The organism is Microbacterium mitrae (genome assembly GCF_008017445.1).
Taxonomy (GTDB): domain Bacteria; phylum Actinomycetota; class Actinomycetes; order Actinomycetales; family Microbacteriaceae; genus Microbacterium; species Microbacterium mitrae.
On record NZ_VRSW01000004.1, the window covers coordinates 92,570 to 105,720 of the forward strand.

11 protein-coding genes and 1 pseudogene are annotated in these 13,151 nt (G+C 64.7%); 6 read left to right on the plus strand and 6 right to left on the minus strand.

Annotated elements, in window-relative coordinates; translation table 11 throughout:
- Positions 1-283: 283 nt before the first annotated feature.
- The 4 genes from trxB to FVP60_RS11025 are packed head-to-tail and all read left to right on the plus strand — an operon-like array spanning position 284 to position 3,708.
- On the plus strand, positions 284-1,258 hold the full coding sequence (trxB, locus tag FVP60_RS11010; protein ID WP_147826342.1) for a thioredoxin-disulfide reductase: 975 nt from the start codon (positions 284-286) through the stop codon (positions 1,256-1,258).
- On the plus strand, positions 1,255-2,346 hold the full coding sequence (gene arsB, locus FVP60_RS11015; protein ID WP_147826343.1) for an ACR3 family arsenite efflux transporter: 1,092 nt from the start codon (positions 1,255-1,257) through the stop codon (positions 2,344-2,346). Before trxB ends, arsB begins: the two co-directional genes overlap by 4 nt.
- Positions 2,343-3,305 (plus strand): metalloregulator ArsR/SmtB family transcription factor, encoded by a 963-nt coding sequence (locus FVP60_RS11020; RefSeq protein WP_246132583.1) that lies wholly within the window; start codon positions 2,343-2,345, stop codon positions 3,303-3,305. Before arsB ends, FVP60_RS11020 begins: the two co-directional genes overlap by 4 nt.
- 1 nt (position 3,306) lies before the next feature.
- Positions 3,307-3,708, plus strand: coding sequence for an arsenate reductase ArsC (locus FVP60_RS11025; protein ID WP_147826344.1), 402 nt, complete (start codon positions 3,307-3,309; stop codon positions 3,706-3,708).
- 206 nt (positions 3,709-3,914) lie between these two features.
- On the opposite strand, the pseudogene FVP60_RS13365 reads toward FVP60_RS11025, so the two are convergent.
- A pseudogene (locus FVP60_RS13365) lies at positions 3,915-4,145 on the minus strand (hypothetical protein); the annotation flags it as partial.
- 278 nt (positions 4,146-4,423) lie between these two features.
- Positions 4,424-5,731, minus strand: a complete 1,308-nt coding sequence (locus tag FVP60_RS11030) for an NAD(P)-binding domain-containing protein (RefSeq protein ID WP_147826345.1) — start codon at positions 5,729-5,731, stop codon at positions 4,424-4,426.
- 84 nt (positions 5,732-5,815) lie between these two features.
- Here FVP60_RS11030 and FVP60_RS11035 point away from each other — a divergent pair, with 84 nt between their 5' ends.
- A complete protein-coding gene (locus FVP60_RS11035; RefSeq protein WP_187240649.1) occupies positions 5,816-6,139 on the plus strand; it encodes an ArsR/SmtB family transcription factor in 324 nt (107 codons plus the stop codon).
- Between the two features lie 258 nt (positions 6,140-6,397).
- Here the strand turns inward: FVP60_RS11035 and FVP60_RS11040 are convergent, their stop codons facing one another.
- The 4 genes from FVP60_RS11040 to FVP60_RS11055 all read right to left on the minus strand — a co-directional run bounded on the left by FVP60_RS11040 (position 6,398) and on the right by FVP60_RS11055 (position 9,469).
- Positions 6,398-7,333 carry a helix-turn-helix domain-containing protein gene (locus tag FVP60_RS11040; protein ID WP_187240650.1) on the minus strand — a complete coding sequence of 312 codons (936 nt, stop codon included), beginning with the start codon at positions 7,331-7,333 and terminating at the stop codon, positions 6,398-6,400.
- Between the two features lie 117 nt (positions 7,334-7,450).
- Positions 7,451-8,203, minus strand: a complete 753-nt coding sequence (locus tag FVP60_RS11045) for an ABC transporter permease (protein ID WP_147826347.1) — start codon at positions 8,201-8,203, stop codon at positions 7,451-7,453.
- Entirely contained in the window at positions 8,200-8,922 is a 723-nt protein-coding gene (locus FVP60_RS11050) for an ABC transporter ATP-binding protein (RefSeq protein ID WP_147826348.1), read from the minus strand. Before FVP60_RS11050 ends, FVP60_RS11045 begins: the two co-directional genes overlap by 4 nt.
- Positions 8,915-9,469, minus strand: coding sequence for a TetR/AcrR family transcriptional regulator (locus tag FVP60_RS11055; RefSeq protein ID WP_147826349.1), 555 nt, complete (start codon positions 9,467-9,469; stop codon positions 8,915-8,917). Before FVP60_RS11055 ends, FVP60_RS11050 begins: the two co-directional genes overlap by 8 nt.
- Positions 9,470-9,643: 174 nt before the next feature.
- Here FVP60_RS11055 and mobF point away from each other — a divergent pair, with 174 nt between their 5' ends.
- The gene (mobF, locus tag FVP60_RS11060) at positions 9,644-13,108 is read left to right on the plus strand and encodes a MobF family relaxase (protein WP_246132584.1); all 3,465 of its coding nucleotides are present in this window, start codon (positions 9,644-9,646) and stop codon (positions 13,106-13,108) included.
- Positions 13,109-13,151: the final 43 nt, after the last annotated feature.

Sequence of the window (13,151 nt, forward strand, 5' to 3'; positions counted from 1 at the left end):
TGAGGAAGGCCCCAGATTTTCATCCGGGGCCTTCCTCGTTGTTCTGTGGTGTGTTTATTTTTCTGCTGGGATCTCAAACGAATTAATGGAGCCGAGAATCCCGGAAAAACGCGGTTTCCGACGTTTGGCGCGCAATTTTCCCAAAGCTGGGGTTGAGGCCCCGGAATCTCGCATCAACGATGCCACGCCCATCTCGTCCACATTCTCGAGGCGCACGTGACCATTAGGTGAACACTTCCGTCCAGCATTTGCACTTCGCATCGACGTTCTTCAATATAGAAGTATGTCTATACAAGATGTCGAGTTGGTTATCGTCGGGTCTGGCCCCGCGGGCTACACTGCTGCAATCTACGCCGCGCGAGCTGGCCTCACGCCCGTCGTCATCGCTGGCTCCGTCAGCGCCGGTGGAGCACTAATGACCACGACCGAGGTCGAGAACTTCCCGGGCTTCATCGACGGCGTGCAAGGGCCTGACCTCATGGCGTCAATGCAGGCACAGGCTGAACGCTTTGGTGCGCGCATCGTCATTGATGATGCAACGAATCTTGACCTCGCCGGGGACACCAAAGTCATCGCGACTGGGCGCGGTGATGTTTACCGGTCAAAAGCCGTCATCCTCACAATGGGCTCCGCGTATCGCAAGCTTGGCGTGGCTGACGAAGACCGCCTCACCGGCCATGGCGTGTCCTGGTGCGCGACCTGCGACGGATTCTTCTTTCGTGAGCAACACATCGTTGTCGTCGGCGGTGGCGACTCCGCAATGGAAGAGGCTCTGTTCCTAACCCGGTTTGCCGCGAAAGTCACCGTGGTCCACCGCCGGGGTGAGTTCCGCGCATCCCGCATCATGGCTGAACGAGTCCTCAGCCATCCGAAAATCAGCATCCAGTGGAACAGCGAGGTGGACTCGTTGGTGGGCGCGGAAAAGCTAAGCGCGGTCACTCTTCGCGACACCGTCACTGGTGAAATTCGCGACCTAGCCGCGACAGGTCTGTTCATTGCAATCGGTCACGACCCTCGCTCCGAACTTGTCATCGGACAGGTCGACACCGACAGCGATGGCTACGTTCGAGTTGACCACCCGTCTACCCACACCAATCTTCGGGGTGTTTTTGCAGCTGGAGACCTCGTCGACCACACCTACCGCCAAGCCATCACGGCCGCCGGCACGGGATGCGCTGCCGCTCAAGACGCACAACAGTTCCTCGCCGCACTCGACGGCCCCCTCAGCCAGCGCGCGGTCCAGGAGGAGTTCGCATGAGCGCGACCACCGCTGTCCCCTCACCCACACGGAACAGGCTCTCCAAGCTCGACCGTTGGCTTCCTGTGTGGATTGGCGCGGCTATGGCCGCCGGGCTTCTCATTGGCCGCTTCATCCCCGCTTTTTCGGAGGCGCTAGCGCTCCTGGAAGTCGGCGGCATCTCGGTGCCCATTGCCATTGGTCTATTGGTGATGATGTACCCCGTGCTCGCGAAGGTGCGTTACGACCGCGTCGCTGCAGTCGCCGGCGACAAACGACTGCTCATCTCCTCCCTGGTACTCAACTGGCTCGTCGGCCCAGCGCTGATGTTCGCTCTCGCCTGGCTATTCCTGGCCGACCTCCCCGAGTATCGGACGGGCCTCATCATCGTCGGTCTTGCCCGCTGCATCGCCATGGTCGTCATCTGGAATGACCTTGCCTGCGGCGACCGTGAAGCGGCCGCCGTGCTCGTCGCCATCAACTCGGTGTTCCAGGTGGTGGCGTTCTCGCTGCTCAGCTGGTTTTACCTGACAGTGTTGCCTGGTTGGCTCGGCCTAGACAGCGAGGGTCTTGACGTTTCCATCTGGCAGATCGCGCTGAACGTCCTGTTCTTCCTCGGCATCCCACTCATAGCGGGCTTCGCGTCTCGCCTCGTCGGTGAGAAGGTGAGGGGACGCGAGTGGTACGAAGAAAAGTTCCTCCCGAAGGTTGGTCCCTGGGCTCTGTACGGACTCCTGTTCACTATCATCCTGTTGTTCGCTCTGCAGGGTAAGCAGGTCACCTCCCATCCGTGGGATGTCGCACGCATCGCGCTACCTCTGCTCGCTTACTTCGCCATCATGTGGTTCGCGGGTATCGGGCTTGGCAAAGCACTGGGAATGAATTACGCACGCTCCACAACCCTCGCGTTCACCGCAGCGGGCAACAATTTTGAACTCGCAATCGCCGTCGCTATCGCCACCTTTGGAGCAACTTCGGGGCAAGCACTCTCCGGCGTCGTCGGCCCACTCATCGAGGTTCCCGTGCTCGTCGGACTCGTCTACGTGTCCCTCTGGGTCGCGAGGCGCTGGTTTCACACCGACCCACTCCGGCAGGAGGCAATGAAATGACCACGGAATGCCCGCCTGTCGCGGTCTCGGCTATGGGCGAATCGTCTGCCGCGACCGTCGCGGCGACGCTCAAAGCGCTCTCTGACCCCCTTCGCATCCGGATGCTGTCAGCAATCTCGACCGACCCGCGCGGTGAGGCATGCGTCTGCGACCTCGAAGCTCTTGCGCATGTCTCTCAGCCGACGATTTCTCACCACCTGAAGGTGATGCGTGACGCAGGCGTCCTTGAATCCGAACGCCGTGGCACGTGGGTGTACTACAGCATCACGCCATCACAGCGGGCGGCAGTGACAGCTCTACTCGACTCGTTTACGCCAGCGGCGGTATCTCCAGAATCGGCTGAGACGAAGGTGATTGACGTGGATGCGCGCCTCGACCACATCGCGGCCGACTTGCAGGAAGCCCACCCTTCACTCGATGCGCAGCTCGTTGCTTTTGTCGTCCGTGAGTCCTATGCAGGGCTTGCCCGGCGGGCAACAGTGTCCACTCTGATACTGCCGCTGGCTGAAAAGTTCGCACGGCAGCGACTGACCGATCTCTCGCGCGACAAGACGCTGACCAAGCCACAGGTGCTCTTCGTCTGTGTAGCGAATGCCGGACGCTCACAGCTCGCTGCGGCGCTGGTTAATCAGCGCTCAGGAGGGCGAATCGTTGCTCGTTCAGCAGGGTCTACCCCGGCCGGAAGCATAAATCCATATGTCCGCTCGCTCGTCGAGGTCATCGACCCCGACGGCGTAAACGACGCGTTCCCGAAGCCGCTCACTGACGACGCCGTTCGCGCGGCTGACATCGTCATCACCATGGGATGCGGCGATGTCTGTCCCATCGTTCCCGGCGTGCAATACCAAGACTGGGCCGTCGGTGACCCCGCACTTGCCTCGCCGCAAGGGGTCGAAGCTATTCGTGACGACATTGCACGCCGCGTTGACACACTAATCTCATCACTGGAAAGGGCTTGAAATGACCGCCACCACTGTACTTTTCGTCTGCATTCACAACGCCGGACGCTCCCAGATGGCCGCCGGCTTCCTCCGCGAACTCGCCCCCGACATCCGTGTCCTCTCGGCGGGTTCAATCCCAGCAGACCAGATCAATCCCACTGCGGTGGAGGCCATGGCGGAGGTCGGCATCGACATCGCCGGACAGCAGCCCAAGCTTCTTTCTACCGAAGCCGTTAAGGAATCGGATGTCGTCATCACGATGGGCTGTGGCGATGCCTGCCCGTTCTTCCCGGGCAAACGCTACGAAGACTGGAAACTCGACGACCCGGCGGGTCAGGGCATCGAGCCAGTTCGTGTAATTCGAGACGAAATTCGCGGGCGCATTGAAGGGCTTATTGCAAGCCTTCATCCTCGTTCGTAGGCTGTGGGGTCTCTGCCCCGTCTGGCAGAGGCCCAGAATCTGCAGAGTGTTCCACCATGAGTGCGAGCAGTTCGCGGGTTTCTGCTTCATAACCCGGTTTGCCCATGTTTTGAAACGGCTCACTACTCTTCTTCTCAGGGTCGTTGAAGCGATAAGACGCATTCCTCAACGGGGTTCCCGGAATCGCATCTTCGCGCCCGTTAATGTCAATCCCCAGGCTCGAACATGTATTGAATCAGCTCAGCTGAGGCCGCTGGAATGCCTTCTTCCTGCTGGTCCTGTCGCTTCCCCTCGATGTGTTCTCCGAGTCGCAACTGCCACCCAATCTGATGCACGGCAGCCAATACGCGTTCCAGCATCTCCTTGTCTGCGACGTCACCTGGCTTCATGACATCGCCCGTCTTTGAGACGTCGACATAGAAGCCTCGCAGTTTTGCCCGGTCGTGCCTGCTCGTTCACCCTCGGATGGCGCCGAGTTCTGCCTCATTTGCCTCAGGGTCTGCGGCCTCCACACCAAACCAGTAGTCCTCATTGACCAGGAAGAAGCTGGGCTGCGTTGAAGAGGCTATGGGCGTTCTCCAAGAGCGCATCTGTGAGCGCGATGACCTGAGCTGGCGTGAAGTTCGGAAGTTGTCGACTACCCATGCCCACATTCTGGCGTGCATCCTGCACGTATTAGAAGCCGCGAGCAACGTGCTCGCGGCTTCTCATACACTCATCGGGTTCCGATGGCACCCAACTGAATCAATTCGGGCGCAGGGGCGGCACAGCAGCTGCCCGTTGACGGGGCATCACCGAAATCGCCGGCCCCTCCGCAAACGCCAGTGTCGGGAAGGACAAGCTCACGGCGCGCAGCGGCCTCGCTATCACCCGCCAGCGCGGCAACTACCGAACGAACTTGCTCATACCCGGTGAGCGCCAGGAAGGTAGGCGCGCGTCCATAGGACTTTGCTCCGACGATATAGAAGTCAGTCTCGGGCTGCACCAACTCGCGTGCCCCGGTTGCCCCGATGGAGCCGCAGGAGTGCAGATTCGGGTCGATCTCCGCAGCGATGCCAGACACCGCTTGTAGAACCTCATCCGTTGATGTTCGCACTTCGGACAAGTACGAAAAATCGGGGCGGAAACCGGTCAAGGCGAAGACCTGGTCGACGTTCTCGATGCGCTCGCCTTCTTCCCCGAGAATCGCGAGAGTTCCTTCCGATTCGACGAACTGCGCGACACGGAAGCCGCGAATAAGTTCTACCGCGCCCGTCTCGACAGCGCGTTGCGCACCATTGCCCAGGGCCGCCCGCTCCGGCAATTCATCTGCAGAGCCGCCACCAAAAACCCCCAAGCCCGCCTTTCGACGCAAGAGCCAGGTCACCTTCGTGGCCTTGTCGCGTCTGGCCAATGAGGCAAGGCGAATGATTGCGTGCGATGCCGAGTGCCCAGCGCCCACCACGACGATGTGCTTGCCCGCATACTCCTTCACGCTTTCGGGGATATCCTGCCTCAGTCGCTCCTTCAAGGCCGATTCACCGAGCGCTGGGGATCCGTCAGCACCTGCAGGATTCGGCGTCTGCCACGTGCCGCCTGCGTCGATGACGGCACGCGCTAGAACACGAGATTCGTCACCGTCGGCATTCGTGACGTGCAGTACGAACGGCGTCCGCGAACGTGTCGATGACACCGTGCGGTCGCGGCCCTGGCGAGTCACAGCGGTTACACGGCTGTCGTATCGAACGACGTCGCCGAGCGCTTGCGCCAGTGGCTCTAGGTACTCAGATACCCATTCTCCACCGAGCGGGTAACCCTTAGTCGGAGCCTTCCAGCCAGTCGGTTCCAAGATTTCCCGAGCTGCTGCATCGGTCAGTTCCGGCCACGCTGAAAACAGCCGCACGTGCGACCACTCACGGACGGCTGGAGCGGCTTCAAGCCCCGCTTCAAGAACCATGACAGGCAGGTTTCGATTGACTAGATGAGCTGCCGCAGCCAGACCCTGAGGACCTGCACCAATGACAACAACGGGATACTCAGACACAATTCTCCTCGCATTGATTGACGTCAATACATCCAGTCTGCGCCTCACATTGAAGAATGTCAATATGAGGATTAGGATGGAGCTATGACCACCGTCGACACCAGCTGCCGCACGTCCCCCCTCGTACCGATGAGTGATGAGTCCGCACAGCAGACGGCACGCACCTTCAAGGCGCTGGGCGACCCGGTGCGAATCAAATTGCTTTCGCTCATTGCAGCGAGCCCCGAGCAGGAAGCCTGCATCTGTGACCTCACCGCGCCGGTTGGGCTCTCTCAGGGAACGGTCTCGCACCACATGAAGATCCTCACCGAAGCGGGCTTCGTGACGCGTGAACAACGAGGCAAATGGGCGTACTTTGGCATCGCTCGTGCGGGGTTCGCTTACGCCCAGCAGGCGCTTGACATCTAGGCAAGACTGCGGCGCAGTATCCGCCGCACAGCCTCCTCAGTAAGCGGGAGTTAAAGGCTGAAGCGGCTCCACGAACCGCAAATCGCGTGGGAAACGAGTCTGGCCCCGAGTTACCTAAATAACTCGGGGCCAGACTCGTAATCAGATTTGCTCAGTTTCCTAAACACATCTTGTGTGCGCGAGGGGGGACTTGAACTGACCTCGACCCCCTCGCGCCGCGAATCTCGGTAGGGCGTTCTACCGCATAAAATCAAGGATCTACGGCATCTGACCTGTGGATAACTCCACCGCGATACCCCGACCTACAGGTTGCTTAGCACTTTCGTTAGCACTTTTAACGCCGTGATGGGCGCCGACACCTGGCCCAGCCTGACTCGCGCTCGGTGGCCCGTAGTGGCGGTAGTGGATCGGGGTGACGCCCATGTAGCGGCGGAATGCTCGGGTGGCGCATCCGCTGTGGTAGCACCAGCCGACTCGTTCGGTGATGACGGCGATGAGCAGATCGGTCTCGCGGATCAGGCGCGCCATTTCCTGCACTCGCAGCATCGAGAGATACACCAGCGGCGTCACTCCGAACGACTCCCTAAAGACGCGGGTGAGTTGGCTCTTTGAGAGGCAGGCGTGCGCGGCGAGATGATCCAGCCGCCAGGGTTGCGTGATGTCGTCGTGCATGAGCGCGGCGACCCGCGCCGCCTCACGGCGAACCGGGCGGAACCTCTGCCAACGCGGAGCGGCGATCCGCGCGGCCCGCTGCCGCGACGTGAGCGGCAGCACCGCGACCGGCACTTGCCGGACGTGCGGTGCTACTGCTTCGAGCACGGAGAACAGGAGCGCCTGAGCGCGGAAGTAGCCTGCCGCGTCCTGCCCCGTCTCGGTTCGGCTCACGAGTTCATCGAGGATCGGCCCCAGACGCGCGAGTTCTGCTTCGCCGAGGTGGAGCACTTGCAGGGGTTCGGGGTAGAGCTTGGCGGCGAGGTCGCGGGCGGCGTCGCGGTCGGGGATCAGATCGAGGTGCTGCCAGAACAAGTGCTCAATGAGATAGTCCGTGTCCAGCATCAGCGTTGTCGCGGTTGCCACGCCCTCCGGCGTGTGCCCGAAGACCACTCGTGGGGCGACAAGAGCTGCATCCCCCACCGTGATAGGCCGAGCGTCGCATTCGCCTTGGAGGATCGTCGAGCCGTCACGGATGACCACCAGCCGTACATGGTCGTAGGCCGCTGGCGGCACTTCTCGGCGGCCGGTATCGGTACGAGCTACTGCTACTCGAAGCCTGCTTCCTGTGGACATGATGGACGCATCGTGATCGGAGGGTTATCGGTTGAGTTGGAGTCGCGCCCAGGCAGCGCAGGTGAGTGCCGCGAAGACGATGCCGACCGCGATTGCGAGGGCGAGCTGGGCGGGAGTCACGGCGGTGCCGCTGCTCATCGCCCAGAGCGCGGGAGCTGCGAGAGGCATCCACCCTCCGGCTCCGGCGAGGGCTCCGACCTGGGCGATGATGACGAGAGCAATCGCACCGCCGACCGAGGCGAGCAGCGAGCGTGTCACGGAGGCGATCCACGCGACGGGAACGGCGATTGCGGCGGTGAGCATGGTGAGCGCGCCCTGCCTGGCGAGACCTCCCCAGTCGTCGTCGGTCGGGGTGCCGTAGCCGAGGAGGAGTCCGAGGGCGAGGATGCCGAGCGTGAGCACGACGCTGACCGTGATCGACCACGCGGCGTAGACCGTCAGTTTGGCGAGCGCGATCCGGCTGCGGCTGACGGGGAGCGCGAACAGGCCGGTGATCGTGCCGTCGGTGAACTCGCGGCCGAATATCCAGGAGAGCACGACGCCGAAGCCGAGGAGTCCTCCGGCGGCGGTGATCTGCGCGGCGCTGGCGAGCAGGCCGTTCCAGTCCAGCGTCGCCGCAGTACCGGCCTTGGCTGTCAGTTCGGGGTTGCCGTCTGCCAGGGCCGCAGTGATCCCGCCCAGCAGTGCGAGCGTGCCTGCGACGAGGGCGAGGGTGCCGATCGTGCCGACCGGGGAGCGCACAAGTTTGAGAGCTTCGACACGGATCGCCGCGTTCATCGTGCAACCTCCCCTGCTGTCAGATGGTGTTCGTCGTCTTCTCGGATGCGCTCGAAGAAGGCGCGTTCGAGGTCGGGGCCGGTGGTGTCGAGTTCCCCGATCAGGCGACCCGCGTTCATCAGCAGCACGCGATCAGCGATCCGTGCCACTTCGTCCAGGTGGTGGCTGCTGACCAGGATCGCCGAACCCTCTCCGGCGCGGCGGGTGAGCTGGTCGCGCAGCAGGATCACCGACGCGGGATCGAGCGCGTTGCTCGGCTCGTCTAGCACGATCAGCCGGGGGTTGTGTTGGAGCGCGGCGGCGAGGCCGACGCGCTGCCGGTTCCCGAGGGAGAGACGGCGGAATCGGCGAGCAGCGACCGGCGTCAGCCGCCAGGCGTCCAGCGAGTTCTCGACCCGGCCGGGGTCGGTGCTGTGCAAGAGGCAGGCGATACGCAAGTTCTCCCGCACGGTCAGCTCGGGGTAGGCCAACGGCACCTCGATCAACGCCCCGACCCCCGCCCAAGACGACGTAGGGGCAGATTCCAGTGACTCGCCGAACAGTCGTACCGTGCCCTGCTGGGGGCGGAGCATCCCGAGCGCGAGCCGCATCAGCGTGGTCTTGCCCGCACCGTTCAGACCGATCAGGGCGACGATCTCGCCCGGCAGGGCGCGGAACGTGAGGTTCTCAACGCCGGCGCCGCCTCGGAAGCGCAGGCCGACGTTCTCGAACTCAAGCATTCGCCGCACCTCCCAGGATGTCGAGAGCGCGGGCCAGCGCGTCGCCCGGAGCGGCATGCTCAGACTGCGCCCAATCCAGCAGCGCGATGCTCAATCCGGAAATCACCGCAGTCGCCGCAACCCGAGCCGCGACCGGGGTCACGCCCCGATCCGAAAGCGCGCCGCTCAGGGCGGTGATCGTCGCCTCACTGTTGCGCTCCACCGCTCCCCGGAGACTGGTCGCAGCCACCACCATCCGCAGGCGGACACGCAGGGCGGCAATACTCTCGGCATCGACCTCGGCCCATGTCTGCCGGATGCCCTCGGCCAGTGCCCGCATCGGCGGCTCGTCCTTGGGTCGTGCGCGCACCGCCTCCGCGATCAGCGGATCGAACGGGTCGGCGAGCAACAACGCTTCCTTGGACGAGAAGTGCCGGAACAGCGTCATCTCGCTCACCCCGGCCCGCGCCGCGATCTGAGCCGTGCCCGTCGCGTCATACCCGCGCTCCGTGAACAGCTCCAACGCCGCCTGCCTCAAAGCCTCATGCGTCCGACCCCAACGATCCATACTCCAAATGTTAGTCACTCACATACAGATCCTCAACCAAGACCCTCACGGTTAACCGCCAAGCCCACTGGCCCACGCTTCCCGCTCTCTACCGAACCGAACACCACCCCTGTTCTTCTGAATGAACGTATCCTACCGTAGTAGATACATCAGTTGCTATACAAGAAATATCAGGTGGTGATCGACATGCATGGCGGTGTGATCCTGTTCCGGGGAACCGGAGCCGACGCGCGCCGTTATGTCGAGGCCGACCGTTCCCGCGCGGATGACTACTACCTCGGCGCGGATGCGTCCGTGGCGGCATTCACCGCGCTCGACAGTGAGGGGAATGTGACCGCTGCGCTGGGGCTCGACCCGGAGGCGTATGCGACGTGGGTGGATTGGGTGAACCCGCTCACGGGCGAGTCGATGGGCAGGCCGCGTCTGCCGGGCGAGGGGCGGCGGGGATCGCCCAGGTTTGCGGAGATGGTGGTGAACGCCCCGAAGTCGCTCTCCATCGCCGCAGCCCTGCACCCGGAGGTCTCCGCAGCGCTCGACCGGGCGCAGCAGGACGCGGTGGCGGAGATTCAGCGGTGGCTCGCCGAGCACTCCGTGACTCGCGTCGGGCCGCGCGGGAAGCAGGAGGTCGTGCCCGTCGAGGGGTTGCAGACCGTGGCGGTGTCGCATCGCACGTCGCGCGCGGGTGACCCGCACCGGCATATCCACTTCCAGGTCGGCACCCGCGTGTGGGCGGCCGGGAAGTGGCGAGCCTTGGATACGGCGGCGTTGTTCCGGCAGCAGGGCGCAATCCGCGCCCTCGGCACCGCCGTCATCGCCGCGCACCCGGAGCTTGCGGAGGTGCTGGATCGGCACGGCCTCACCCTCGATCCGGTATCGGGCGAGGTGGTCGAGATCGAGCGGTTCAACGGTGTGATGAGCAAGCGGGGCGAGCAAGTACGCAAGCATCTCGAACGGCTCGAAGCGGAGTGGGAGGCGGCGCATCCGGGCGAGGCGATGGGGCCGGTCGTCTCCGCCCGGCTCGCGGCGAAAGCGTGGGCGTATGAGCGGCCAGCGAAGAAGCCCACCACCCTCCGCGAAGAACACGCCTGGGTGACCGAGCTACGCGACGCCGGCTACGACCCCGAGACCTTGCGCCGGCCTGTGCGTCGTGTGCCGGCGTCGCTGGATGACCTCTCCGTGCAGACCGTCGCAAGCAGGGCGCTGGATCGCTGCGCGGCAGGGGGTTCGGCGTGGACGCGGCACACGGTGCAGGAGCACGCAACCCGGATCATGACCGAGTACGGCGTGCAAGCCGCACCCGCCGAGATACGCGAGTTCGTCAGCATCGCCACCGCCCTGGCGATGGAGGGTTGCTTCTCGATCCTCCCGCCTGGTGTGCCGACGCCGGAGCATGTGGCGCACCTGACCAGCCTGCGCGTGGTGCAGGCCGAGACGGAGCTGCACGACCTCCTGACCGCACGAGTACCGAAGCGGGAGCCAAGGCACCCGGACGTGCGCGAGGCGGCACAGGCGCGGGGCCTGGATGCCGGGCAGGAACGCGCCGCCGCTGAAGTCGCCTCCGCCGAACCGCTTGTGATCGTTGAGGGCGCAGCCGGGGCCGGCAAGACCACCATGCTCGGCGTCGCAATCGAGGTCGCAGCGCAGCATGGGCGGGTGTCGCGGGTAGTTGCGCCGACGTTGCGCGCCGCACAGGTCGCACAGCAAGAACTCCGGGTGCCCGCGACCAGTGTTGCGGCGCTCGTGCACGCGCACGGCTGGCGCTGGAACAACGACGGCGTATGGACGCGTCTCGCACCGGGCGATACCGACCCGGAGACGGGGCGCACCTATCGCGGCCCGTCCGAGGATGCACGGCTCGCGCGGGGTGAGCGGGTGATCGTGGACGAGGCCGGAATGCTCGACCAAGACACCGCAATCGCCCTCCTGACCGTCACCGCCGAGGCGGGCGCGACGGTCGCGCTTGTCGGGGATCGTGCGCAGCTCGCGGCCGTCGGTCGCGGCGGGGTGCTCGACATGGCCGCGCACATTCGGGGCGGCACGTTCGACATGGCCGAGGTACACCGCTTCACCGACCCCGCCTACGCCGAGGTCACGCTACGGATGCGCGACGGCAGAAGCCCCGGCGAGGTGTTCGACCAGCTCGCCGCACTCGACTTGATCCGCCTGCACGACAGCGGCGACGATGCGCGCCAGCACATCGCGCAGCAGCGGCAGGACGGCGAAGCTGTCACCGTCAGCACGAACGACGAGGCCCGCACCGTCAACGCCCGCATCCGCGAAGAACGAGTCTCGCAAGGGCTCGTCGACGACACGACTACCGTGTACGGGAGCGACGGTCTCCCTGTTGGAGCCGGGGATGTGATTCAGACGCGGAAGAACAGTGCCGATGTGGGGGTGGCGAACCGCCAAACATGGGTCGTGCAGCGCGTCGAAGACGATGGGGCGCTCTCCGTGCGCGAGGCCGGGAACGGGCGGAAGCGGCAGCGCACAGTGCGCCTCCCCGCCGAGTATGTGGCTGAGCACGCGCACCTGTCGTATGCGGCGACCGCCTACGGGGTGCAGGGCGCGACCGCGGCCGGGTCGCACACGATTCTCACCGACGCCGCCAGCGCCGCAGGCGTGTATGTCGGGATGACGCGAGGCCGCAATGAGAACCTGCTGCACATCGCCGCGGAGAACCTGGCCGACGCGCGGGCGCAGCTCATCGAGGCGATGGAACGCGACCGCGCCGACCGAGGTCTTGCCGACGCCACCCGCCGCGCCGTCGAGGAAGTCGCCGGGCTGACCGAGCACGGCCCCGTGCAGCTCGTGAACGACGAGATAGCAGCCCTCGTGCAGCGTGCGGAAACGGCCGAGGCGCAGGCGACACGCTGGCAGCAAGTCAGTACCGCCCTTGCCGACCTCAGCGACCGGGAGACGGCACTACGCGAGAACGCACGCGCTACCGAGCAGACCGCACGGCAGCGGGCCGAGCAGGTGCGCGCCGAGGTCACCGCGCCCGTCGTCTCGGCCGCAAGAACGGCACTCACCGAATGGGAGCAGGCCAACGCCGCCGAGAACGCGGCGGGCGAGCAGATGCGGGCGGCGTCGTGGTTCGGGAAGCGCCGCGCCCGTACCGAGCACGAGAACGCCCAGGCACGAACCCGCGAAGCGCACCAGCAGTTGACGAGCAAGTGGGGTGAGCCGCCGAGGTGGAACGAGCGCGTCGATAGCTGGGTGGAGCGAGTGACCCGGCCCCGGATCGACGGCGACCCGCGCGTGATCGACGCCGAGCAGGAACACCAGGCGGCGCGCGACGCGCTGCTGCACCGGCCGGAGCGCGCACAGACCGCACAACTCGCGGCATACGCGCGAGCGTTCGGCGCGGAGACGGTGATCCGCAATCAGCAGGCGTACCTCGCCACCAACCCCGCGCAACAGGCCGCACGAGCCGCGAAGACCGCGAAGCAGGCGCGAGAGGAAGCCGCCCTGCTGCGCACACTCACCCCTACCGAAGCCGTAGAGAGGATCGAGCAGACCCGCGCAGCGCAGGCCACCCGCGACGCCCAGCAAGCGGAGCGAGAGCGCGCCCTGTCACACGACTACGGGCGGCACCACCGAAGCGCACCCGGGCACAAAGGCCCGGCTCGCGGCCTATGAGCCAGCGAGGTCGGGCTGCCGCGGGCGCGTCGCGCCCTTGCCC

Coding starts and splice junctions, on each gene's coding strand:
- trxB (WP_147826342.1), top strand. CDS start 284: ATGTCTATACAAGATGTCGAGTTGGTTATCGTCGGGTCTGGCCCCGCG.
- arsB (WP_147826343.1), top strand. CDS start 1,255: ATGAGCGCGACCACCGCTGTCCCCTCACCCACACGGAACAGGCTCTCC.
- FVP60_RS11020 (WP_246132583.1), top strand. CDS start 2,343: ATGACCACGGAATGCCCGCCTGTCGCGGTCTCGGCTATGGGCGAATCG.
- FVP60_RS11025 (WP_147826344.1), top strand. CDS start 3,307: ATGACCGCCACCACTGTACTTTTCGTCTGCATTCACAACGCCGGACGC.
- FVP60_RS11035 (WP_187240649.1), top strand. CDS start 5,816: ATGACCACCGTCGACACCAGCTGCCGCACGTCCCCCCTCGTACCGATG.
- FVP60_RS11045 (WP_147826347.1), bottom strand. CDS start 8,203: ATGAACGCGGCGATCCGTGTCGAAGCTCTCAAACTTGTGCGCTCCCCG.
- FVP60_RS11050 (WP_147826348.1), bottom strand. CDS start 8,922: ATGCTTGAGTTCGAGAACGTCGGCCTGCGCTTCCGAGGCGGCGCCGGC.
- FVP60_RS11055 (WP_147826349.1), bottom strand. CDS start 9,469: ATGGATCGTTGGGGTCGGACGCATGAGGCTTTGAGGCAGGCGGCGTTG.